Consider the following 23,605-nt stretch of genomic DNA (forward strand, 5'->3'; position numbering starts at 1 on the left):
TCCGTCCCCACCCCCCCCGCCCCCGCCCCCCCCCCCCCCCCGCCCCCCCCCCCCCCCCCCGCCCCCCCCCCCCCCCCCCCCCCCCCCCCCCCCCCGCCCCGGGGTCGCCGAGCCGGTCGAGCGTGTCGGCGAGCCGGAGCTGGAGCGCGGCCTGCAACCGCAGATCACCGGCCCTGCGTGCCTGCTCCACCGCCTCCCGGCAGGTGCGCAGCGACTCCTCGGGGCGCCCCGCGTACTCCTGGACCCGGGCCGCCTCGCTCAACGCCCTTGCCTGGCTGGGCAGATCACCAAGCCGCCGGTATCCGGCCACCGCGGCCCGCCAGCCGCGCAGCGCCTCGCCGTAGCGGCCCGCGTACGTGTGCACGGTGGCGAGCCGCCCGTAAAGGCGGGCCTCATCCGCGCGCTCGCCGCGTGCGAGCCGCTGCGACAGGGCCCGCCCGTACCAGTCGGAGGCCCGCTGCCAGTCCCCCAGCTCCTGGTGGGCGCCGCCTACGGATTCCATCGCGCGGCCGGTGGCGTAGGGGTCGTTCGCCGCGCGGCCCGCGTCGAGCGCGGCCCGGTAGCGGGCCAGCGCCTCGGTGGTCCGCCCGGTCTGCGCGTCCAGGTCTCCCAGGTTGAGCAGGGCCGCGGACTTCTCCCGGTGCAGACCGCGCCGCTCGGCGACATCGAGGACCAGCTGGTGCAGCCCGTACAGCTCGGGGGCCGCGGCCTCGGCGCCCCGGTGCGCGGCGAGGGCCCGCACCAGCGCGGCCACCAGGCGGCGGGCCAGCGTGTCGAGCTCGCCGTCCTCCACCGCGAGCCGGGCTGCGGCCAGCAGCGCGGGCCCGCGGCCGCGCAGCCAGTCGTCGGCCGCCGCGGCACTGGGGAAGCGCAGGGCGCGCGGGAGCCCGGCGAGCCTCTTGCGGGCGGGCGAGCCCTCCGCCTCGGTGGCCGCCCGGCAGGACTGGAGCAGCCGTACGGTGCGCTCCAGCATCCGGGCCCGGGCCAGCTGCACCTCGCCGGGCCGGTCGACGGACTCGCACAGCGCACGCAGCAGCGGCACGAGGGAGCCGGGGACCCGGTACTGCTCGGGCACCGCGCCGTCCCGCCGCAGCAGTCCGTACGACACGAAGTCGGTGAGCGCACTCCGGGCGCCGGAGACCGAGCAGCCGGCCAGCGCGGAGGCGGTGTGGGCGTCGGCGATCCCGGCGGGGGCCAGCGCGAGCAGTCGCAGTATCCGCGCGGCCGGCTGCGAGAGGGACTCGTACACGAGCCGGAATGCGCGCGCCAACGGCCTTTCCGCGCTGGGGAGTTCGGGCCCGTGGTCGGACATGGCGCGCAGTTGCCTGGCCACGTCGGCGACGGCCGCCTTGGGGCGGGCCGCGAGCCAGCCGCCGACCAGGACGAGGGCGGCGGGCTGCGCTCCGCACACCTCCACGAGGGTCTCGGCGGCGCGCGGGTCCACCGTGACGCGCACCGAGCCGGTGTAGGTCTCCAGGAGTTCGACGGACGACTTGACGTCGAGTCCGCCGAGCGTGCAGGGGCGCACATCAGGGATCCCGGTGAGCGGGCCCTGGGCGGTCGCCACCACCAGGCAGGCGGAGGTGTCGGGGAGCAGCGGCCCGACCTGCTCCGCGTCGGCCGCGTCGTCGAGCAGCACGATCGCCCGGCGGCCCGCGAGGGCGGCGCGGACCAGTTCGGTCAGCTCGTCCTGACCGGCCCCGGGCGGCGCCGGGACCGCCAGGGCGTCGAGCAGGTCCCGGGCGACCCGGTCGGCGGGGATCCGGGCCCCGCCCGGCTCGGTGAGCCCGGCCCGCAGCACCCCGTCGGGGTAGTCGCCGACCACCTGGCGGGCCAGCTCATCGGCGAGCGCGGTGCGTCCGGAACCGGGCCGGCCCGCGATCAGCAGGACCCTGGCCCGGGGCGACTTCTTTCCTGACAGCGTGTCCAGTCCGGCCCGTTCGATGTCGGTCCGGAGTTCCTTCAACTCCCGCTGTCTGCCCAGGAATTGACCCGTGCGCTGCCCGGCGGCAGCGCCACCCACGTCCACCGCCTGATCCGTCACGGGCCACGCTCCGTCCACCTGCGCACCTGGTGCCCGTGCGGGTCTCCGCACGGGCAGTCCGAGCGTAGTTCAGGCTTCGTTACCGTTCGGGCGGAGCGCGGCGGGGATGTCGCCCGATCGGATCAGCAGATTTTCAGATCGGATGGACGAAGGCCCGGCTCACTCCTCGAAGGGCCGGGCCGGCCAGGGCGCCCCGGCCGGGCGCAGCGCGTCGGTGCCGTCCCCGTTCAGGGCCGCGGCCAGCGAGAGCACGCCGACGGCCAGGCAGTTGTTGTGCAGCTCGCCCGCCAGCACACCCCGTACGAGATCGCCGAGCGGCACCCGGGCCAGCTCCATGTCGGCCTCCTCCTCGGCGACTTCGAAGCGCTCGCCGTCCGCCTCGGAGATGTCCCGCGCCAGGAAGATCCGTACGGCTTCGTCGCAGCCGCCGGGAGAGGTGTAGACATCGGTCAGGACCTGCCACTGCTCGGCCTTGACGTGCGCCTCCTCGTACAGCTCGCGCTGGGCGGCGTGCAGCGGGTTCTCGCCGGGCACGTCCAGGAGTCCGGCCGGGATCTCCCAGAGCTTGTGGCGTACGGGGTGGCGGTACTGGCGCAGCACCAGGACCCGGCCCTCGTCGTCCAGGGCGAGGACCGCAACCGACCCGGGGTGCACCTGGTAGTCGCGCCGGTGGACCGAGCCGTCGGGCATCACCACGTCGTCGGTGCGGACGCTGGTCTTGTTGCCGGTGAACGGGGTGGCACTCGCCACGACCTGCCACTGCTCGGCGGTGTCCTCGATGGCCATGTCGGCGTCCTCCCACTGTGCGCACACAAACAGAAACCGGGGTACGGGCCCGTGTTGAGGACCCGTACCCCGGCAACGTTAACTGGTGGTGACTACTTGCCGGACTTGCCGGTCTTGCGCTCGACCGCGGCCTTGACCAGGCCCGCGAAGAGCGGGTGCGGGCGGGTCGGGCGCGAACGCAGCTCCGGGTGCGCCTGGGTGGCGACCAGGTAGGGGTGCACCTCGCGCGGGTACTCGACGTACTCGACCAGCTTGTTGTCCGGGGAGGTGCCCGAGAAGACGAGTCCGGCCTTCTTCTCCAGCTCCGCGCGGTAGGTGTTGTTCACCTCGTAGCGGTGGCGGTGGCGCTCCTCGACGTAGGGCTGGTCGTCGTAGACCTCGCGGACGATCGAGCCCTCGGCGAGCTTCGCCGGGTACAGGCCGAGCCGCATGGTGCCGCCCAGGTCGCCCGCGCCCTCGACGTACGCCAGCTGCTCCTCCATCGTGGAGATGACGGGGTGGGCGGTGGCGGCGTCGAACTCGGTGGAGTTGGCGTCCGGGATGCCGGCCAGGTTGCGCGCGGCCTCGATCACGATGCACTGCAGGCCCAGGCAGATGCCGAGCAGCGGCACCTTGTTCTCACGGGCGTACTGGATCGCGCCGATCTTGCCGTTGACACCGCGGTCGCCGAAGCCGCCGGGGACCAGGATCGCGTCCACGTCGCCGAGCTGCTTCTTGGCGCCGGCCGGGGTCTTGCAGTCGTCCGAGGTGACCCACTTCACCTTGACCCGGGCCTTGTTGGCGAAGCCGCCGGCCCGCATGGCCTCGGTGATCGAGAGGTAGGCGTCGGGCAGGTCGATGTACTTGCCGACCAGCGCGACGGTGACCTCGTGCAGCGGGTTGTGGACCCGGTCGAGCAGGTCGTCCCACTGGGTCCAGTCCACATCACGGAACGGCAGGTCCAGCTTGCGCACGACGTAGGCGTCCAGGCCCTCGGTGTGCAGCACCTTGGGGATGTCGTAGATCGACTTGGCGTCGATGGCGGCGACCACGGCGGCCTCGTCCACGTCGCACATCAGCGAGATCTTGCGCTTGATGGACAGCGGCACCTCGCGGTCGGCGCGCAGCACGATCGCGTCGGGCTGGATGCCGATGTTGCGCAGGGCGGCGACCGAGTGCTGGGTCGGCTTGGTCTTCAGCTCGCCGGAGGGGCCGATGTAGGGCAGCAGCGAGATGTGCACGACGAAGACGTTGTCGCGGCCGACCTCGTGGCGGACCTGGCGGACGGTCTCCAGGAACGGCAGCGACTCGATGTCGCCGACCGTGCCGCCGACCTCCGTGATGACGACGTCGACGTCGTCGGTCGCCATGCGCCGGATGCGGTGCTTGATCTCGTTGGTGATGTGCGGGATGACCTGCACGGTGTCGCCGAGGTACTCGCCGCGCCGCTCCTTGGCGATGACCTGCGAGTAGACCTGGCCGGTGGTGACGTTGGCCGAGCCGTCGAGGTCCACGTCGAGGAAGCGCTCGTAGTGGCCGATGTCCAGGTCGGTCTCGGCGCCGTCGTTGGTGACGAACACCTCGCCGTGCTGGAACGGGTTCATCGTGCCCGGGTCGACGTTCAGGTACGGGTCGAGCTTCTGCATCGTGACCCGAAGGCCCCGCGCCTTGAGGAGCGCACCCAGGCTGGAGGCAGTCAGACCCTTGCCGAGGGAAGAGGCGACACCCCCGGTGACGAAGATGTGCTTGGTCGTCGTGGCTGCGCTGTTTCGCAAAGCCGTGGGCTGCATGGCCAAGAGGGGGCTCCCGTGGTCGCTGTGTGGAGTGCGTACCGGCGTTCCCGTTCCCGATCCTGTACGAGTTCTCGGGGGGTGCCGTCGCTGCGGTTCGGGGCTTTTTTCAGCACCCGGCCACGGGCTACCAGGGTATCAGCGACAACGACAGACCGCGCCCGGCCACGCTCTGTATGCGGCCGGTGTGCCCTGAGTACGGTGCTCACCCGTTCGGCCCAATGCGGTTCAGGCAACGCTCCAGCGGATCACTAGGGTGCGTGCGTATCCTGCTCGGACACTCGCTTGCCGAGCCACCTGGTAGCACGGCACCACCCCGTCCGTCATCCGGAACATGCGCTCGTTGGCGAACCCTTGACCGCTGTCGCTGTAAGCGCCCCGAGGGGGCGACGTGGCCGTTCGACTGGAGATTGCACGTGGCCGGGCGCATCGAGGATTACGCACTCATCGGAGACATGCAGACCGCCGCACTGGTCTGCCGGGACGGCACCGCGGACTGGCTGTGCCTGCCACGCTTCGACTCGCACGCCGTCTTCGCCGGACTGCTCGGCACCGACGAACACGGCTTCTGGCGGGTCGGCCCGGCGTACGGCACCGACGACCCGCCACCGGTCGCCGACCGCCGCCGCTACCGGGGCGACTCGCTCATCCTGGAGTCGGAGTGGGACACCCCGCGCGGCACGGTCCGGGTGACCGACTTCATGCCGCCGCGCGACGGCGCCCCGCAGCTGATCCGCATCGTGGAGGGCGTCACCGGCCGGGTCCCGATGCGCAGCGCCCTGCGCATGCGGTTCAGTTACGGCCGCATCACTCCCTGGGTGCACAAGGTCGACTCCCGCACGGTGGCCGTCGCGGGCCCCGACTCGGTGTGGCTGGACACCGAGGCGGAGACGTACGGCAAGAACCTCACGACGTACTCCGATTTCACGGTGTCGCCGGGCGAGCGGGTCGCGTTCACCCTCAGCTGGCAGCCCTCGCACCGGCAACCGCCCGCACTGCCGGAGCCCGAGGCGTCCCTGGAGGCGACCGAGGAGTTCTGGCGGGACTGGGTGGAGCACTGCACGTACCACGGTCCCTACCGCGAGGCCGTGGTCCGCTCCCTGATCACGCTGAAGGCGCTGACCTACGCCCCGACCGGCGGCATCGTGGCCGCGCCCACCACCTCGCTGCCCGAGCACATCGGCGGCGAGCGCAACTGGGACTACCGCTACACCTGGCTGCGGGACGCGGCGATCACGCTGTCCTCGCTGCTGCGCACCGGCTACCGCGAGGAGGCCCGCGCCTGGCGCGAGTGGCTGCTCCGCTCGGTGGCGGGAGACCCCGAGAACCTCCAGATCATGTACGGGATCGCGGGCGAGCGGGAGTTGGGCGAGACCGAGCTCGACTGGCTGCCCGGGTACGAGAACTCCACGCCGGTCCGGGCCGGCAACGGCGCGGCCCACCAGCTCCAGCTCGATGTGTACGGCGAGGTCACCGAGGCGCTGCACCTGGCGCACATGACGGGCCTGGCCCGCAACGACTACGCCTCCCTGCTCCAGCTCAAGCTGATCCGCTACCTGGAGAGCCACTGGGACCTGCCGGACGAGGGCATCTGGGAGGTGCGCGGGCCGCGCCGCCACTTCGTGCACTCCAAGGTGATGGCCTGGGTGGCCGTCGACCGCACGATCAAGCTCATCGAGTCCGGGGACGCGGACGGCCCGCTCGACAAGTGGCGCGAGCTGCGCGACGACATCCACCGGGACGTCTGCGAGAAGGGCTACGACCCGGAGCGCAACACCTTCACACAGTCGTACGGCTCGACGGAGCTGGACGCGTCCTTGCTGCTCATCCCGCAGATGGGCTTCCTGCCGCCGGACGACAAGCGGGTGATCGGCACCATCGAGGCGATCCAGCGCGAGCTGTCCACGCCGGACGGGTTCATCCTGCGCTACCCGACGACGGGCGGCGGCGCGGACAATCTGGACGGTCTGGCGGGCGAGGAGGGCGCGTTCCTGGCCTGCTCGTTCTGGCTGGCGGACGATCTCGCGATGATCGGCCGGGTCGACGAGGCCCGCAAGCTCTTCGAGAAGCTGCTCGCGCTCCGCAACGACCTGGGGCTGCTCGCGGAGGAGTGGGATCCGCACCTCCAGCGCCAGGTCGGCAACTTCCCGCAGGCGTTCAGCCACGTTCCGCTGATCGACACGGCCCTGCGGCTCACCGCTTCGGGCGCGTACGGCGGCTGACTCCCGGGCCGAAGGCCGTCCTCGCGCTCCGGCGCGAGGACGAGGACGGCCGTCCCATGCCCCGCGCAAGCCGGAGTGACGTACGCCACAACGGGCGGGCTCCGGAACGTAACCGCAGGTAGCGTCCGGCAGATGCGGTGTCGTCCCGGGAGCGGGCCCCGGATCCCGCAGGACGAGAGGTGGGTCGCAGTGGACACGCAGGGCGGGATCACCGTGCAGCGGGCGCTGGAGCTGCCGGGGCTGCGCGGCGGTCTCCCGGAGGTCGTCGCGGGCGCCGACCGGCTGAACCGCACGGTGCGCTGGGTGCACGCCGGCGAGGTGCCGAACATCGCCTCGCTGCTCAAGGGCGGCGAACTGCTCCTGACCACCGGCCTCGGCCTCGGTACCCGCCCCGCCGAGCAGCGCGCCTTCGTCCGGCGGCTCGCGGACCGGGGTATCGCCGCCCTGGTCGTCGAACTCGGCCCGCGCTTCGCCCGGCTGCCCGCCACCATCGTGGAGGCCGCGCGCACCGCGGGCCTCCCCCTCGTCCAGCTGCACCGCGAGGTGCCGTTCGTGGCGGTGACCGAGGAGATCCACACCGAGATCGTCAACGGGCACTACGCCCTGCTGCAACGCGCCGAGGAAGTGCACCGGCGGTGCACGGGCGCGCTGCTCGGCGGCGGCGGCATCCCCCAAGTCCTGCGCATCCTGGCCGACTTCACCGCCAACCCGGTCTTCCTGGAGACCCCGGACGGCCAGCTCCTGTACGCGGCGGCCTGCGAGGCGGGCGACGCGGCCGCCGATCCGCTCCAGGTCTGGGAGGGGCTGCGCGGCCAGCGCGAGGCCCGCGCGTCCGGCCCGCCGGCGGGTGCCGTCCTGGTGGACGTGCCGGGCGGCGGTCACGGCGTGGGCGCGGTACGGGCCCGCCTCGCGCTGCTCGCGGTCGACTCGCCCCTGCTGCCGGTGCACCGCATGGCGGCCGAGCGGGCCGCGGGCATCCTGGCGGTCGTCCTCATGCAGGCCCGCCAGGAGGAGGAGCTGGCCGCGCGCGGCCGCGGCGACTTCCTGACCGATCTCGCCGAGGGCCGCATCACCCCCGAGGACGCGCCCGGCCAGGCCAAGGTCCTCGGCTTCAAACCCGGCGAGGGACCACTGCTCCCGGTGGTGATGCGGCTGGCCTCCGAACTCGCCCCGACGGGCAACTGGGCGGTGCTGGCGCGGGCGGTCCTCGAAGAACTGTCCTCGGTGGGCGTGCCCGTCCTCCTCGGCGTACGCCCCGTCGAGGGCCGGGTGCCGTTGCTGCTCGGCCTGCGTTCGGAGTCGGAGCGTACGGCGGTGGCCGACCGGGTCGCGGCGGCGCTGCGGGCGGGCGTCGAACGGGCCGGCCTGACGGGGGCGCGGGCCGGGGCCCAGCCGGTGGTCGTGGTCGGCGTCGCGGGCGGCTGGGCGGCGGCGGGTGCCGGGCTGCGGCACGCGGCGGAGACCGCGGCGGCGGCCCAGGGACTGCCGGAGCGCCCCTGGTACGACGCCCGGCGCCTCGACATCGACCTGCTGCTGTGGCGGCTGCGCGAACACCCCGACCTGTCGGCGTTTGTGGAGCGCGCGATCGGCCCGCTCCAGGCCCACGACCGCGCCGCCCGCCCGGCCCTGATGCCCACCCTGGAGACCTACCTGGCCCACGCGGGCCGCAAGGCGGAGACGGCCCGCGAGCTCCACCTGAACCGCCAGACCCTCTACAACCGCCTCGCCCGCATCGCCGACCTCCTGGGCACGGACCTGGACGACCCGCAGACGGTCCTGGCACTGTCGCTCGCACTGCGGGCGCGCAGGCACGTTTCGGGCTGACGGAGGAAGGTTTCGCGCTAGTTGCCCGCCAACTCGTCGTAGACGGCGAGGACTTGGGCCACCGTTTCGTCCTCGGTGGGCCAGCTCTCGGCCTGGGCCCGGCCGGCCGCGGCCAGCGCACGACGCGACTGAGGGTCCGCGAGCAGCCGTACGACCGCGTCCGCGAGCGCCCCGGCGTCCCCGTACGGGACGAGCACGGCCGCCTCCCCCACCAGCTCCGGCACCCCGCCCACCGCCGTGGCGACCAGCGGCACCCCGAGCCTCAGCGCGTCCTGGGCGAGCAGCGAGCGGGCCTCCCAGCGGCTCGGCAGGACCGCGATGTCGGCGGCGGCGAGCAGTTCGGTGATGTCGTCGCGCCGTCCGACGAGCCGGACCGGCAGGGACTCCGCCTCGATCCGCCGTTGCAGCGCGGCCCGCCCGCGCCCCTCCCCCGCGATGACGAGCAGCGGCGCGGGGTCGAGGTCCCGCCAGCCGCGGGCCGCGTCCAGGAGCACGTCGTAGCCGCGGTGTTCGACCAGGCTGCCCACTGCCATGAGCAACGGCCGGTCCACGGCGCCGAGTTCGGCCCGCGCCTTGCCGTCGGGAAGGCCCGGCGCCAGGCGCGGCGCGGGCACCGCGACCGGGGCGAGCCGGGCGTCCCTGGCGCCGCGCCCGCGGGCCCGGTCGACCAGGTCGGAGGAGGCGGCGAGCACCACCGCGGCGGCCTTCGAGACCCGGCGCTCCAGCAGCGCGAGGACCTGGCCGCGGGCGCCCTCGGCGTGCGAGCGGGTGTGCCAGCTGACGACCAGCGGTACGCCTTTCCTGCCGCGCAGCGCGAGGGCGGCCCGGACGGCGGCGTGCAGCCCGTGCGCGTGGACGACGTCGGCGCCCGCGCAGGCGGCCCGCAGCGCGCCGACCGCGACCGGATCGCCGCGCCGTGAGACCGGCACGAAATGGGCGCCCGCCGCGGGGAAGTCGTACTCCCGCTCCAGTGCGGCGGGGGCGCAGACGGTGACGTGTACGCCCCGCGCGGCCAGTCCGGCCGCGAGCGACCTGACATGCGCGCTGCTGCCCGCGCTGCCGCCGCCCAGCACTTGGACCGTACGCAGCTGTGACACGTGAACAGGCTCCCGGAGCGGCCGAGTCGGCGGTGGAGGTCGATGGTTCCCGGCCAAGGATGCCAGTCCGTACGGACGTTCCGGCACCGTCCGGAGGTTCCTTCCGTGTCGCGCCCGGCAGATCACCGCACCCGAAACACCCACACGGGTGAACCTTTCGAAGCCCGGGGCGGTACAGGGCGCCCCATAGGGGCGCGGGGCTGTGACGTCTGCGGCTCCGCCGCGATGGGGGTCCCCCCCTGTTCGAGCGAAGCCGAGAACTTGGGGGAGCGACCAGCCACCTACCACCGGCAGCCGAATCACGAGCCCACCCCGCGGCGCGCTACCGCGGAATGCGGAATTCCGCCCAGGCGGCCGCGGCGAGCAGACCGGCGGCGTGCACGGCGAGACCGGTCCGCCCGTTGCCGGTGGCGATGGCGACGCCGAGCGCCGCGCCCAGCGCGTGCGCGCCGCTGTCGCCGATCATCGTGCGTTCGCCGAGGTCGTCGGCGAGCACGGCGGCCGCGGCTCCCATCGGCACGGCCGCCTCGGGCCCGCGCAGCAGCCCCGGGGCGCCGAGCGCCAGTACGGCGCCGGTGGCGCGGCCGGGGCGCACGTCAAGCAGGTTGACGAGGTGCGCGGTCCCGGCCACGACCACCCCCGCGAGCACCTTGTCGACGGGCCGCTCCTTGAGCAGCGCCCCGGCCACCAGACCGGCTCCCCCGATCCCGATCAGCTTGACGGCGCCGCTGGTGACTTCGCCGCCCCGCAGCGCCGCGAGATGATCCCGGAACCCCCGCCGGTGGTCCTTGCGGACATCGTCGTACGCCCCGCACAGCGCGCCCGCGCCGACGGCGAGGAGCCCGGCCGCCCGGGTCCGCAGCGTCGCGGCCCCGGCGAGGGCGCCGAGTGCGACGGCGGGTCCGGAGTACAGGTCGACGGTCCGCCCGGCGTAGTTCTTGCGCTCGAACCGCTCGTCCCGCCGGGTCCTGAGCCCGGAATGGACGCCCCGAGCCACCACCCCGGCCACGCCGAACGCCCTGATCCCCCGCATCGCTTCAGCCATACGGGTCACCCTACGAGAGCCGCCGGGGCGACCCGCCGCCCGGCTATCCGTCCGCGCGGGCCGCGGCGAGGAGTTCCTCAGCGTGGGCGCGGGCGGTTTCGGAGTCCTCCTGGCCGGCCAGCATGCGGGACAGCTCGCGCACCCGGTCCTCGCCCTCCAGGACCGTGACGCCGGACCGCGTGACCGTGCCGTCGTTGGTCTTCTCGACCAGGAGCTGGCGGTCGGCGAACGCGGCCACCTGCGGCAGGTGCGTCACCACCACGACCTGCGCCGACTTGGCCAGCTTGGCGAGCCGGCGGCCGATCTCGACCGCCGCCTTGCCGCCGACGCCCGCGTCGACCTCGTCGAAGAGGTACGTCGGCACGGGGTCCGTGCCCGCGAAGACGACCTCCACGGCGAGCATCACGCGCGAGAGCTCACCGCCGGAGGCGCCCTTGGCGATCGGCCGGGGCGGCGCGCCCGGGTGCGGGGCGAGCAGCAGCTCGACCTCGTCGGCGCCGGTCGGCCCGTACGCCACGGTCCGGCCGCCGACCTCCACGCCCTCGGGGTCCTCGCTCTGGCCGACCGCGAACGACACCCGGGCGTGCGGCATCGCCAGGGAGGCGAGCTCGGCGGTGACGGCCTCGGCGAACCGGGCCGCGGCCTCGGTCCTGGCGTCGGTCAACTCCTGGGCCAGGACGGACAGTTCGCTCCTCAGCCCGTCCCGCTCGGCGCTGAGCTCCTCGATCCGGCCGTCGTCGCCGTCGAGTTCGGCCAGCCGCGCGGCGCCCTCCTCCGCCCAGCCGAGCACGGCCGCGATGTCCTCGCCGTACTTGCGCGTCAGGGCGGTCAGGGAGGCCCTGCGCTCCTCGACGGCGGCGAGCCGCAGCGGGTCGGCGTCCAGGTCGTCGGCGTATCCGGCGAGTTCGCCCGCCACGTCGCCGAGCAGGATGGCGACCTCACCGATGCGTTCGGCGAGCGCCGCGAGCGCCGGATCGTGGGAGCGTACGGCCTCCAGGGCCCGGTGCGCGCCCGCGACCAGCGTGGTCGCGTCCACGCTCTCCGGGTCCTCGGGGTTGCCCGCCAGCGCGGCGTGCGCGACGGCGGCCGCCGAGGCGAGCGCCTCGGCGTGTCCGAGCCGCCCGGCCTCGGCCGCGAGCTCGGCGTCCTCGCCGGGCAGCGGCTCGACGGCGGCGATCTCGTTCAGGCCGAACCGCAGCAGGTCGGCCTCCTGCGCGCGCTCGCGCGCCCGCGTGGTCAGCTCCTCCAGCTCCCCGGCCACGGCGCGCAGCCGCCGGTAGGCCCCGGCGTACTTGGCCAGCGGCCCCGCCACCGCGTCACCGGCGTACCGGTCGAGGGCCTCGCGCTGTCTGGCCGGGCGCAGCAGGCCCTGCTGGTCGGTCTGGCCGTGCACCGCGACGAGTTCGTCGGCGAGTTCGGCGAGCACCCCGACCGGCACCGAACGCCCGCCGAGGAACGCCCGCGAGCGGCCCTCCGCCGAGACGGTGCGGCTCACCAGGAGCGCGCCCTCGTCCAGCTCGGCCCCGGCCTCCTCGGCCCGCAGCACCGCCGAGGTGCCGGGCCGCAGCGCGATCCGCCCCTCGACCACCGCCGCCTTGGCGCCGATCCGCACCAGCGCGGGGTCGGCGCGCCCGCCGAGCAGCAGCCCCAGGCTCGTGACGACCATGGTCTTGCCCGCACCGGTCTCGCCGGTCACCGCGGTGAAACCTGGCGACAGCTCGACCACCGCGTCGTCGATGACCCCGAGCGACCGTATCCGCATCTCCTCCAACACGGACATGACCTTACGAGGTCCGGGGCCCGGTGTGCGACGCCCCCCGTGCCGTCACCCTCTCGTGGAGCCCGAACCTTCGGCACGGGGGAAACCCCAGCAGGGTCCGGAGGCCCACCGGACGGTCCCGGTACCACCCTTCCCGCGAGGCTTGAGCCATGAGCCCAGGACTGGACCACTCCGCCCTGCGCGGCCACCGCCCGGCGTTCGCCGGGACATTTGTCTCAGTGCGGCGCCCCGCGCCAGCCCGACACCGGCAGGGCGAACTTGGCGACGAGCCGGTCGGTGAAGGAGGCGTGGTGCAGCCGGGCGAGCCGTACCGGAACGGCGCCCCGCCGCACCTCCACCCGCGCCCCCGGGGGAAGTTCGACCGTACGCCGCCCGTCGCACCAGAGCACGCCGTGCGGTGTGTGCGGCTGCACCTCGACCGCGAGCACCGAAGTGGGCGAGGTGACCAGGGGCTTGGCGAACAGCGCGTGCGCGCTGATCGGCACCATGAGCAGCGCCTCCACCTCGGGCCACACCACGGGCCCGCCCGCCGAGAAGGCGTACGCGGTCGAGCCGGTAGGGGTCGCGCACACGATGCCGTCGCAGCCGAAGCCGGTCACCGGGCGGCCGTCGATCTCCAGGACCACCTCCAGCATCCGCTCGGGCGAGACCTTCTGGACGGCGGCTTCGTTCATCGCCCAGTCCCGGTACGCCACATCGCCGTTGTTGCGCACGACGACATCGAGGGTCATCCGCTCCTCGACCTCGTAGGCCCGGGTCACCACCCGGTCGACCACCTTGTCCAGGTCGTCGCGCTCGGCCTCCGCGAGGAAGCCGACCCGGCCGAGGTTGACGCCGAGCATGGGAACGCCGGAGGCCCGGGCGAGCTCGGCGCCGCGCAGCAGGGTGCCGTCACCGCCGAGGACGATCAGGAGTTCGCAGGCGTCCAGGCACTCGGGGGTGGCGTCCTCGACGATCTCCGCCTCGGCGGGCAGCGGCAGATCGGCCGCCTCCGCCCGCAGTACGCGCACCGCGATGCCGCTCCGCAGCAGGCCCCGGACGACCAGTTCGGCACTGCGGATGGCGGCCGGCCTTCCGGTGTGCGCGAGCAGGAAGACAGTGCGTGCCGCTGTGTTCTCCGACGAGCTCAACGAGGTCCCTCCGCCACTGCGCGGTCGACGTCCGCGGGATCGAGCGCGGGCGCCCCGGCCCGCAGCCACAGAAAGTACTCGACGTTGCCCGAGGGTCCGGGCAGCGGGCTCGCGGTGACACCGACCACCCCGAGCCCCAGCGCGGCGGCCTGCGCGGCCACGGTCCGTACGGTCTCGGCGCGCAGCTCGGGGCTGCGCACCACGCCACCGCTCCCGAGCCGTTCCTTGCCGATCTCGAACTGCGGCTTGACCATGAGGACCAGGTCCGCGTCGGGCGCCGCGCACCGCACGAGGGCGGGCAGCACCAGGCCGAGCGCGATGAAGGAGAGATCGCCCACGACGACGTCCACGGGCAGCCCGTCGATGTCGTCGAGCGTCAACTCGCGTACGTTCGTACGGTCCTTGACGGTGACGCGGTCATCACTCTGAAGGGACCAGGCGAGCTGTCCGTAGCCGACGTCGACGGCGACGACGTGTCCGGCTCCGGAGCGCAGCAGCACATCGGTGAAGCCGCCGGTCGACGCCCCGGCGTCCAGCGCCCGCCGCCCCTCGATCTTCAGCCCCTGTGGAACGAAGGCCGCCAGCGCTCCGGCCAGCTTGTGGCCGCCGCGCGAGACGTAGTCCGGATCGTTGTCGTCCTGGACGACGACGATGGCGGCGGCCGTCTCGACCTGGGTGGCGGACTTGGTGGCGACGGTCTTGCCGACGGTCACCCGCCCCGCGGCGATCAGCTGGGCGGCGTGCTCGCGCGACCGCGCGAGCTTCCGGCGCACCAGCTCGGCGTCGAGGCGGCGGCGTGCCACTCCTGCCACGTTCGGTTCAGCTCCTGTTGTCGTAGTGTCACGGCGGCCCGGCGGGCCGCTAGGGGCGGTGGTCCGCCAACGGGTGAGCGGGCGCGGAGGTTCCCGGCGCTCCCGGGGCGGGCGGCCCCTGGCGGGCGTCCAGCGCGGTCAGTGCGTCGCGCAGCCCCCGGTGTACATCCTCGTACACCTCCAGATGGCCGTCCGTACCGAGGTGGTCGACGTCCCCGAGCCGCTGGATCAGGGCGTCGATCCCGGCGTCGCCGGTGGGGGTACGGGGTACGTCCAGGGGCGAGGGGCCGGCCACCTCGGGTTCCGCCGCGGGGCCCGGCATCGAGTCGCTCATGCCAAGACGCTACCGCGAAGCCCTGAGGTACGGTCCATCACGATGGCGACCATGGAGGAGTGCCGCAGCGCACTCGACAGACTTTCGGACAATCTGGCGCGGGCCAAGGGCGACGTCCATGCCGCCGCCGCGCTGGACCGCTCGCTGAGCTGCCACATCATCGATCTGGACAGCACGTTCGCGGGCCGCCTCCGGAACGGCCGGATCGAGGTGCACGACACCGCGCCCGGCCCGCCCCGCGAGAAGGCCCAGATCCGTCTCGCGATGAGGGGCGACGACCTGGTGTCCATGGTCGACGGCGGACTGAACTTCGCGAAGGCGTGGGCGTCGGGCCGAGTAAAGCTGGAGGCGGGCCTGAGGGACTTGCTCCGCCTGCGAACCCTGCTCTAGACACTCTCAGCCCCCCATGGCGGTCCCCCCTGGCCCTTCAGGTCTTGGGGGAGCTTGAGGAGCGGGGGTCTGGGGGCAGCGCCCCCGGCGCCACCCCGGGGCCTCAGCCCACCGGCACGGAAGCCCGCCGCCGAGCCCCCGGCACCACCAGCGGAGTCCCCGTCTCCGGATCCGGGATCACCTGGCACCGCACCCCGAAGACCCGCTCGACCAGCGAAGCCGTGACGACCTCCGAGGGCGCCCCCTCGGCCACCACCCGCCCGTCCCGCATCGCGATGAGATGCGAGGCGTACCGCGCCGCCTGGTTGAGGTCGTGCAGCACCGCGACCAGCGTCCGCCCCTGCTCCTCGTGCAGCTCCGCACACAGGTCGAGAACCTCGATCTGATGCTGGATGTCGAGGAACGTCGTCGGCTCGTCGAGCAGCAGCAGCGGCGTCTGCTGGGCCAGCGCCATCGCGATCCAGACCCGCTGGCGCTGCCCGCCGGACAGTTCGTCGACGTACCGCTCGCCGAGTCCGCCGACCCCGGTCGCGTCCATGGACTCCTGGACGATCCGCTCGTCCTCGGGCGACCACTGCCGCAGCAGCCCCTGGTGCGGATAGCGGCCGCGCGCGACCAGGTCGCCGACCGTGATCCCGTCCGGCGCGATCGAGGACTGCGGGAGCAGCCCGAGCGTCTTGGCGACCTTCTTCGCGGGCAGCGCGTGGATGGACTGGCCGTCGAGCAGCACCCGCCCCCGGCTCGGCTTGAGCATCCGCGAAAGGGCCCGCAGCAGCGTCGACTTGCCGCAGGCGTTCGGTCCGACGATCACCGTGAAGGAGCGGTCCGGGATCTCGACCGACAGGTCCTCGGCGATCACCCGCTGGTCGTAGCCGAGGGTGACCGATTCGGCGCTGAGTCGCTGCATGCTCGTACTCCTGGAAAAGGAACGGGACGAAGAACCGGTATCGGCAAGGCAGTTGGGGGACGCGGAGGGGGTGCGGCCGCTCATATCCGCCCCGCCCTGCGCTCGGTGACGAGGAGCCACAGCAGATAGACCCCGCCGACCATCCCGGTCAGCACCCCCACCGGCAGCGTGCTCCCGCCGAACAATTGCTGTGCGGCCCAGTCGGCGACGACCAGGAGCGCGGCGCCCATGCAGGCGGAGGCAAGGATGTTCGGCCCGGTGGCCCGGGTCAGCCGGCGGGCCAGCTGCGGCGCGGTCAGCGCGACGAAGGAGATGGGCCCGGCCGCCGCGGTCGCCGAGGCGTTGAGCAGGACGGCCGCGAGCATCAGCACGGTACGGGTCCGCTGCACCGGCACACCGAGCGCGTACGCCGCGTCGTCGCCCATCTCCAGCATCCGCAGCGGCCGCCCGTACGCGAGGACCACCGGCAGCAGCACCGCGAACAGCGCGAGCAGCGGCCAGACCTGCGCCCAGTCGCGCCCGTCCAGCGAGCCGGTGAGCCAGACCATCGAGCGGGTGGCGTCGACCAGACTCGACTTGGTCAGCAGATAGTGGACGCAGGCGGTGAGCATCGCGGCCGCGCCGATGCCCACGAGCACCAGGCGGTAGCCGTGCACGCCCTTGCGCCACGCCAGCAGATAGACGGCGACCCCGGTCGCGAGCCCGCCGGCCAGCGCGCCGAGGGAGACCGCGACGGCGCCGCCGTGGAAGAACACGATGACCGCGAGCGCGCCGACCGAGGAGCCCTGCCCGAAGCCGATGACGTCCGGACTGCCCAGCGGATTGCGGGAGATGGACTGGAAGAGCGCCCCGGAGATGCCGAGCGAGGCGCCCACGAGCAGCGCCACGAGCACGCGCGGCAGCCGCAGTTCGTTGATGATGAAGTCCTGGGCGGGCGTGCCGGATCCGAAGAGGGTGCGCAGCACGTCGGCGGGCGCGATGGCGAAGTCGCCGGTGCCGATCAGGACGACACCGGCCGCGAGCGCCAGCACGGCGAGCCCGCCGACCACGGCCAGCGCACGCGGCTCGGCCCGGAAGGAGAGGCCGCCGGGAGTACGTATCGCCTTCACAGCTGGGCCATCCTCTTGCGCCGTACGAGGTAGATGAACACGGGGCCGCCGATGAGCGCGGTGACGATGCCGACCTGGAGTTCGGCCGGCCGGGTGACGATCCGCCCGATCACGTCGGAGCCGAGCAGCAGCACGGGCGAGAGCACGGCCGCGTACGGCAGGATCCACCGCAGGTCGGGCCCGGTGATGGCCCGGACGATGTGCGGAACCATGAGCCCGATGAACACGATCGGCCCGCAGGCGGCGGTCGCGGCTCCGCACAGCAGCGTGATCACGGCCATCGAGGCGATGCGGGTCCGGGTCAGGTGGGCGCCCAGCGCGCGTGCCGTGTCGTCGCCCATCGCCATCGCGTTGAGCGGCCGGGCGAGCAGCAGGGCGACGACGAGTCCGACGAGGATGAACGGCGCCACCTTGCCGACGGTCGCCATGTCGGCCGCGGCCAGCGAGCCGACCTGCCAGAACCGCAGCTGGTTCAGGGCGGCGGAGTCGGCGAGCTGGACGGCGTTGACGTAACCGTAGAGCGCGGCACTGGCCGCCGTCCCCGCGAGCGCGAGCCGCACGGGCGTCGCGGCCCGGCTGCCGCCGAGGAGGTACACCGCGGCCGACACGACGCCCGCGCCGAGAAACGCGAACCACACATATCCCGTAAGCGAGTTGACGCCGAGGAAGCTGATGGCGGAAACGACGGCGGCCGCCGCTCCCGCGTTGACGCCGAGGATGCCGGGTTCGGCGAGCGGGTTGCGGGTGAGCGCCTGCATGACCGCTCCGGCGATCCCGAGCGCGGCCCCGACGAGCAGACCGAGCAGCGTCCGCGGCACCCGCACGTCTTGCACGAGTACGTCGTCGGCGGTGCCGGAGGCGTGGAAGAGGCCGTGCCAGACATCGCCGAGCGGCATGGGTTTCGCGCCGACCGCGATGCTGGCGACGGCGACGAGCGCCAGCGCGCCCACGGACACGAGCAGACCGGCGGCGCGCAGCGTCCGGCGCCTGGCGGTCGGGGCCGGGCGCGCGGAAGTGGTCCCGTCGCGCGGCTGAGGAGGACTGTCTACCAACACGCAACTTAGGTTAGCCTACCCTGCCTTAACCCGAAGTCGCCCCCTCCTCGCCTCAAGCTCGAAGTCGCCCCTCCTCCTGCAACTCAAAGCCCCACTCCGGGAACTCAAAGCCCCAGCCGCGCCAGCGCCTTCGCCGGATCCAGCGAACACGCCCCGTCCCCGGCATGCGTCCAGGCGGCCGCGCACAGCGCCCGGAGCCCGTCCATCGGCTCCCCGTCACCGTCGAGCGCCAACTCACCCGAGTCCGTCTGCACGGAAGCGACCCACCCGCCGCAAGCGAACCCCCCGTCATTTTCGGCCACTTCGGGCTGTCCGGTGAGCAGGCCCCGCAGATCCGCGTCGACGAAGGTCGGCCGGTGCTCGGGCCGCGCGGCGAGGAGCTGGGCGCCGTCCGTCACCCCGGTCAGCACCAGCAGCGAGTCGACACCGCCGTTGAACGCGCCCTCGATGTCCGTGTCCAGCCGGTCCCCGACCACCAGCGGCTTCTCCGCCCCCGTACGCAGCACCGTCTCGCGGTGCATCGGCGGCAGCGGCTTGCCCGCCACCTGCGGCTCGGCTCCCGTCGCGATGCGTACGACCTCGACGGCCGCGCCGTTGCCGGGCGCGATCCCCCGACCGCTCGGAATCGTCAGATCGGTATTGGACGCGAACCACGGCACCCCGCGGGCCACCGCGTACGAGGCCTCCGCGAACCGCCCCCAGGTGAGGCCGGGCCCGCCGTACCCCTGCACCACGGCCGCCGGATCGTCATCGGCGGACGCCACCGGTACCAGGCCGCGCTCGATCAGCGCGACCCGAAGGCCCTCGCCGCCGATCAGCAACACCCTTGACCCCTGCGGCAGTTGATCCGAGATGAGCCGGGCCACCGCCTGCGCCGAGGTGATCACGTCGCCCGGCTCCGCGGGCACCCCGAGGTGGGTGAGGTGGGCGGCCACCGCGTCCGGCGTCCGCAGCGCGTTATTGGTCACATACGCCAGGTGCATCCCGCCGTCCCGGGCCGCACCGAGCGCCTCGACGGCATGCGCGATCGCGGCACCGCCCGCGTACACCACCCCGTCCAGATCCAGCAGAGCCGTGTCGTAGGCCTCGTTCAGCGCCTGTGCGCTGCCGCGCGGCATGGTCCGGCCGGTCTGGCTCATCTTCATCCACTCCTCGTTCGATGCCTTCCCCCGATCATCGCGCATGCCCGCACCCCACTTACCATGCACAGATGAGCACAACTGGGCGTGCGGACCCCGGGCTGCGGCTGATCCCGTTCCGCGGACTGCGCTATGTTCCCGAGCGGGTCGGCAGCCTCGCCGCCGTGACCTCCCCGCCGTACGACGTGGTCGTACGCCCCGACGGACTGCTCCATCTGGAGTCGGCGGATCCGTACAACATCGTCAGACTCATCCTTCCGCAGGCCGCCTCCCCCGCGGCCCGCAACCAGCAGGCCGCCCTGACCCTGGGCGACTGGCTGGACGAGGGCGTCCTCGCCCCGGATCCCGAACCCGCCCTGTACGTCTACGAGCAGGAGGGCGACGGCATACTGCAGCGCGGTCTCATCGGCGCCCTGGCCCTCTCCGAACCGGCCGCCGGCATCGTCCTGCCCCACGAGGACGTGATGCCGCACGTCGTGGAGGACCGCGCGGCCCTCATGCGGACCATCGCCGCCCACCTCGAACCACTGCTCCTGACCTACCACGGCAGCAGCGCCCCGGCCGGCGCGACCGCCGTCATCGACCGGACCATCCAGCGCGAGCCGCTCCTGCGCACCACCACGGAGGACGGCTTCCACCACCGCCTGTGGGCGCTCACGGACCCGACCGATCTCGCGGAGGTCCAGTCGGACCTGGCGGCCCACCAGGCGGTCATCGCCGACGGCCACCACCGTTGGGCCACCTACCTCCGGCTGCGCGACGAGCAGACCTCGCCGGGCCCCTGGGACTTCGGTCTGGTCCTCCTGGTCGATACGGCCCGCTACCCGCTGCGCGTGCGCGCGATCCACCGCCTCCTGCACCGCCTCCCGGTGTCCAAGGCCCTCGCCGCGGTCGCCGAGGCCGGCGCCTTCCGCATCCGTACGCTCGAAGTCCCGCTCGCCCGCGCCCTGGAGGCCCTCGCCGAGGCGGCATCCGAAAGCAACGCCTTCCTGCTCGCCGGCGACGGCCGCTTCCACCTCCTGGACCAGCCGGACGAGGCACTGCTCGCCCGTACGATCCGCAAGGACCGGCCCTCGGCCTGGCGCTCCCTGGACGCCACGGTCCTCCACTCGACCCTGCTCGACACCATCTGGCGCATCCCCGACACGCCGGACGACATCGCGTACATCCACGACACGGCGGCCGCCGTCGAACAGGCGGAACGGCACGGCAAGACGGCGGTCCTGATGCATCCGGTACGCGAGGAGGTCGTACGGGACCTGGCCCGGCAGGGCGTCACGATGCCCCGCAAGTCGACCTCCTTCGGCCCGAAACCGGCCACGGGCCTGGTCCTGCGCAGCCTGACGGTGAACTGACCGGCTGCCGGACATGAAAAAGAGGCGGCATCCCCGGTGTGGGGATGCCGCCTCTTTCAGACGTCAGCCTTGAGATTCAGATCTCAGACGTCCTTGTTGGCCGGCGGGAGGGGCTCGTCCTGCGCGGGCTCCTGAAGGTCGGCGTCAACGATCTCGGCCTCGCGGACGACATCGGCGTCGTCGCCCTCGAAGTCGTCCTCCTCTTCGCCCTCGTCGACGAAGTCAGGCTCGTCGTCGCGTACGTCCGCCACGAGAGGCGCTGCCGCGTCCTCGTCCGCGTCGGCGTCGTCCTCGACCATGGCGTCCACGAAGTCGACGCCGTCCAGCTCGGCGAGCCGGTCGGAGGCGTCGGTCGAGCCGTCCTTGTCCGCTTCGAGCGCCTTGGCGAACCACTCGCGGGCCTCGTCCTCGCGCTCGGCGGCCAGCAGTGCGTCGGCGTACGCGTAGCGCAGTCGCGCCGTCCACGGCTGTACGGAGTTCGACGCGAGCTCCGGGCTCTGCAGGGTCACGATGGCGGCGTCCAGCTGCCCCTGATCCCGGCGCGCCCCGGCCGCGACCAGCCGCATTTCGACCTGGCCGGCCTTGTCGAGCTTCTGCACCTCGGGCTCGCCGGCCATCGCCAGCGCCCGCTCGGGACGGCCGAGACCGCGCTCGCAGTCGGCCATGACGGGCCACAGCTCCACGGAGCCGGTCATCCGACGCGCGGCACGGAACTCCGCCAGCGCCTCGGAGTACTTCTGCGTCGCGTACGCGGCGAACCCGGCGGCCTCGCGAACGGCGGCCACCCGGGAGGCGAGCCGCAGCGCGATGCGCGAGTAGGCGTAGGCCTGCTCGGGCTCCTCGTCGATGAGCCGGGCCACCATCACCAGGTTGCTCGCCACCTCTTCGGCGAGACCCTTGGGCAGGCTCATCAGCTCCTGGCGCACATCCGCGTCGATCTCGTCGCCGGTGATGTCCTCGTCGATCGGCAGCCGCTTGACGGGCTCGCGGTCGCGGTCCCGGTCCCGGTCGTCCCGACGCCCGTAGCCACCGCGGTCATCACGACCCCGGTCGTCCCGCCCGCGGTAACCGCCCCGGTCACCCCGGTCGTCGCGACGGAACCCACCACGGTCATCGTCCCGACGCGGCGCCGGACGGTCATCACGACGCCCGTAGCCACCGCGCTCGTCATCACGACGCGGCGCGGGCCGGTCATCACGGCGGAACCCACCACGGTCATCGTCCCGACGCGGCGCCGGACGGTCATCACGACGCCCGTAGCCACCGCGCTCGTCATCACGACGGGGAGCCGGACGGTCATCACGACGGCCGTAGCCACCGCTGGAAGACCCACCACGGCTGTCATCCCGACGGAACCCACCGCCACCGCCGCCGCCACGGTTGTCATCGCGACGGAAACCACCGCGGTCGTCATCCCGGCGCGGCGCCGGACGGTCGTCACGACGCCCGTACGAGCTGCCACCACCACGGTTGTCGTCCCGACGGAACCCACCGCCGCCACCGCTGCGGTTGTCATCGCGACGGAAGCCGCCGCGGTCATCGTCCCGGCGCGGAGCCGGACGGTCATCACGACGGCCGTAGCCACCGCTGGAAGACCCACCACGGCTGTCATCCCGACGGAACCCACCGCCACCGCCGCTGCGGTTGTCATCCCGACGGAACCCACCGCGGTCGTCATCACGACGCGGAGCCGGACGGTCATCACGGCGGAAGCCGCCGCGGTCGTCATCACGGCGCGGGGCCGGACGGTCATCACGACGCCCGAATCCACCGCTGGAAGACCCACCACGGCTGTCATCCCGACGGAACCCACCGCCGCCACCGCTGCGGTTGTCATCCCGGCGGAAGCCACCGCGGTCGTCATCACGACGCGGAGCCGGACGGTCATCACGACGCCCGTACGAGCCGCCACCACCACGGTTGTCATCACGACGGAACCCACCGCCGCCACCGCTGCGGTTGTCATCGCGACGGAAGCCGCCGCGGTCATCGTCCCGGCGCGGAGCCGGACGGTCATCACGACGCCCGAATCCACCGCTGGAAGACCCACCACGGCTGTCATCCCGACGGAACCCACCGCCGCCACCGCTGCGGTTGTCATCCCGACGGAACCCACCGCGGTCGTCATCACGACGCGGAGCCGGACGGTCATCACGACGGAAGCCGCCGCGGTCATCGTCCCGGCGCGGAGCCGGACGGTCATCACGACGCCCGAATCCACCGCTGGAAGACCCACCACGGCTGTCATCCCGACGGAACCCACCGCCGCCACCGCTGCGGTTGTCATCCCGGCGGAAGCCACCGCGGTCGTCATCACGACGCGGAGCCGGACGGTCATCACGACGCCCGTACGAGCCGCCGCCGCCGGCCGGGCGACCGCCACGGTCGTCACGGCGGGCGTACCCACCGCTGGAGGAGCCACCACGACTGTCGTCACGACGCCCGCCGTAGCCACCGCGGTCGTTGTCCCGACGCGGGCCGCGATCGTCTCGACCACCGCGGTTGCCGCCCCGGTCACCACCGTCCTGACGGCGCGGCTCGCGCTCCGGACGATCGTCGGGAGAGTTGGTGGACATCGTGGACTCCTAGTCTTCGGGTACTGCAGTCATTCTCGCGCAGTCGGCTGCCCGACGCGCTTCGGAAAAAAGCAAAGCAAAAAACAAAAGGACCCCTGGTCCCAGCATGAACGCTGGGACCAGGGGTCCTGAAATATTGTTCGGCGGCGTCCTACTCTCCCACAGGGTCCCCCCTGCAGTACCATCGGCGCTGAAAGGCTTAGCTTCCGGGTTCGGAATGTAACCGGGCGT

19 protein-coding genes and 1 rRNA gene are annotated in these 23,605 nt (G+C 73.0%); 4 read left to right on the plus strand and 16 right to left on the minus strand.

Translation table 11 applies throughout. The features are described 5' to 3' along the window. From ACIBK6_RS13900 to ACIBK6_RS13910, 3 genes are all read right to left on the minus strand, one after another. Positions 1-2,044: tetratricopeptide repeat protein (locus tag ACIBK6_RS13900; protein WP_399051411.1), on the minus strand; the 2,044-nt coding region annotated here is incomplete at its 3' end. Positions 2,045-2,203: 159 nt separating this feature from the next. Continuing rightward, positions 2,204-2,830: an NUDIX domain-containing protein gene (locus tag ACIBK6_RS13905; RefSeq protein ID WP_399051412.1), complete on the minus strand. Its 627-nt coding sequence runs from the start codon at positions 2,828-2,830 to the stop codon at positions 2,204-2,206. A 92-nt stretch (positions 2,831-2,922) separates the two neighbouring features. Further along, positions 2,923-4,599, minus strand: coding sequence for a CTP synthase (locus ACIBK6_RS13910; RefSeq protein ID WP_399051413.1), 1,677 nt, complete (start codon positions 4,597-4,599; stop codon positions 2,923-2,925). A 416-nt stretch (positions 4,600-5,015) separates the two neighbouring features. Between ACIBK6_RS13910 and ACIBK6_RS13915 the strand changes: the two genes are divergently transcribed. Further along, entirely contained in the window at positions 5,016-6,821 is a 1,806-nt protein-coding gene (locus ACIBK6_RS13915; RefSeq protein ID WP_399051414.1) for a glycoside hydrolase family 15 protein, read from the plus strand. Between the two features lie 189 nt (positions 6,822-7,010). Next, positions 7,011-8,645 carry a PucR family transcriptional regulator gene (locus ACIBK6_RS13920; RefSeq protein WP_399051415.1) on the plus strand — a complete coding sequence of 545 codons (1,635 nt, stop codon included), beginning with the start codon at positions 7,011-7,013 and terminating at the stop codon, positions 8,643-8,645. 17 nt (positions 8,646-8,662) lie between these two features. Here ACIBK6_RS13920 and ACIBK6_RS13925 read toward each other — a convergent pair whose 3' ends face one another. From ACIBK6_RS13925 to ACIBK6_RS13950, 6 genes are all read right to left on the minus strand, one after another. Continuing rightward, entirely contained in the window at positions 8,663-9,742 is a 1,080-nt protein-coding gene (locus ACIBK6_RS13925; RefSeq protein ID WP_399051416.1) for a glycosyltransferase family 4 protein, read from the minus strand. A gap of 322 nt (positions 9,743-10,064) precedes the next feature. After that, entirely contained in the window at positions 10,065-10,787 is a 723-nt protein-coding gene (locus ACIBK6_RS13930) for a hypothetical protein (RefSeq protein ID WP_399051417.1), read from the minus strand. 43 nt (positions 10,788-10,830) lie between these two features. Then, positions 10,831-12,567, minus strand: a complete 1,737-nt coding sequence (gene recN / locus ACIBK6_RS13935) for a DNA repair protein RecN (protein ID WP_399051418.1) — start codon at positions 12,565-12,567, stop codon at positions 10,831-10,833. Between the two features lie 215 nt (positions 12,568-12,782). After that, a complete protein-coding gene (locus ACIBK6_RS13940; protein ID WP_399051419.1) occupies positions 12,783-13,697 on the minus strand; it encodes an NAD kinase in 915 nt (304 codons plus the stop codon). Further along, entirely contained in the window at positions 13,694-14,509 is an 816-nt protein-coding gene (locus ACIBK6_RS13945; RefSeq protein WP_399051420.1) for a TlyA family RNA methyltransferase, read from the minus strand. The genes ACIBK6_RS13940 and ACIBK6_RS13945 overlap by 4 nt, the downstream gene beginning before the upstream one ends. A 49-nt stretch (positions 14,510-14,558) precedes the next feature. Further along, positions 14,559-14,843, minus strand: coding sequence for a hypothetical protein (locus ACIBK6_RS13950; protein WP_399051421.1), 285 nt, complete (start codon positions 14,841-14,843; stop codon positions 14,559-14,561). A 42-nt stretch (positions 14,844-14,885) separates the two neighbouring features. Between ACIBK6_RS13950 and ACIBK6_RS13955 the strand changes: the two genes are divergently transcribed. Next, positions 14,886-15,233 (plus strand): SCP2 sterol-binding domain-containing protein, encoded by a 348-nt coding sequence (locus ACIBK6_RS13955; RefSeq protein WP_399051422.1) that lies wholly within the window; start codon positions 14,886-14,888, stop codon positions 15,231-15,233. 103 nt (positions 15,234-15,336) lie between these two features. Here the strand turns inward: ACIBK6_RS13955 and ACIBK6_RS13960 are convergent, their stop codons facing one another. The 4 genes from ACIBK6_RS13960 to ACIBK6_RS13975 form a co-directional block, all read right to left on the minus strand. Then, on the minus strand, positions 15,337-16,140 hold the full coding sequence (locus ACIBK6_RS13960; protein ID WP_399051423.1) for an ABC transporter ATP-binding protein: 804 nt from the start codon (positions 16,138-16,140) through the stop codon (positions 15,337-15,339). An 80-nt stretch (positions 16,141-16,220) separates the two neighbouring features. Then, a complete protein-coding gene (locus ACIBK6_RS13965) occupies positions 16,221-17,249 on the minus strand; it encodes a FecCD family ABC transporter permease (RefSeq protein ID WP_399051424.1) in 1,029 nt (342 codons plus the stop codon). After that, the gene (locus ACIBK6_RS13970; protein WP_399051454.1) at positions 17,246-18,301 is read right to left on the minus strand and encodes a FecCD family ABC transporter permease; all 1,056 of its coding nucleotides are present in this window, start codon (positions 18,299-18,301) and stop codon (positions 17,246-17,248) included. The genes ACIBK6_RS13965 and ACIBK6_RS13970 overlap by 4 nt, the downstream gene beginning before the upstream one ends. Positions 18,302-18,408: 107 nt before the next feature. Continuing rightward, positions 18,409-19,443: an HAD-IIA family hydrolase gene (locus tag ACIBK6_RS13975; protein ID WP_399051425.1), complete on the minus strand. Its 1,035-nt coding sequence runs from the start codon at positions 19,441-19,443 to the stop codon at positions 18,409-18,411. 71 nt (positions 19,444-19,514) lie between these two features. Here ACIBK6_RS13975 and ACIBK6_RS13980 point away from each other — a divergent pair, with 71 nt between their 5' ends. Next, entirely contained in the window at positions 19,515-20,798 is a 1,284-nt protein-coding gene (locus ACIBK6_RS13980; protein ID WP_399051426.1) for a DUF1015 family protein, read from the plus strand. A gap of 83 nt (positions 20,799-20,881) precedes the next feature. On the opposite strand, the gene ACIBK6_RS13985 is transcribed toward ACIBK6_RS13980, so the two are convergent. The 3 genes from ACIBK6_RS13985 to rrf all read right to left on the minus strand — a co-directional run. Beyond that, positions 20,882-21,724 (minus strand): hypothetical protein, encoded by an 843-nt coding sequence (locus tag ACIBK6_RS13985; protein ID WP_399051427.1) that lies wholly within the window; start codon positions 21,722-21,724, stop codon positions 20,882-20,884. After that, positions 21,709-23,316, minus strand: coding sequence for a hypothetical protein (locus ACIBK6_RS13990; protein ID WP_399051428.1), 1,608 nt, complete (start codon positions 23,314-23,316; stop codon positions 21,709-21,711). Before ACIBK6_RS13990 ends, ACIBK6_RS13985 begins: the two co-directional genes overlap by 16 nt. Positions 23,317-23,512: 196 nt before the next feature. After that, positions 23,513-23,605, minus strand: a 5S ribosomal RNA gene (gene rrf / locus ACIBK6_RS13995); the annotation flags it as partial.

This window comes from Streptomyces sp. NPDC050485 (assembly GCF_044458185.1).
Taxonomy (GTDB): Bacteria; Actinomycetota; Actinomycetes; order Streptomycetales; family Streptomycetaceae; genus Streptomyces.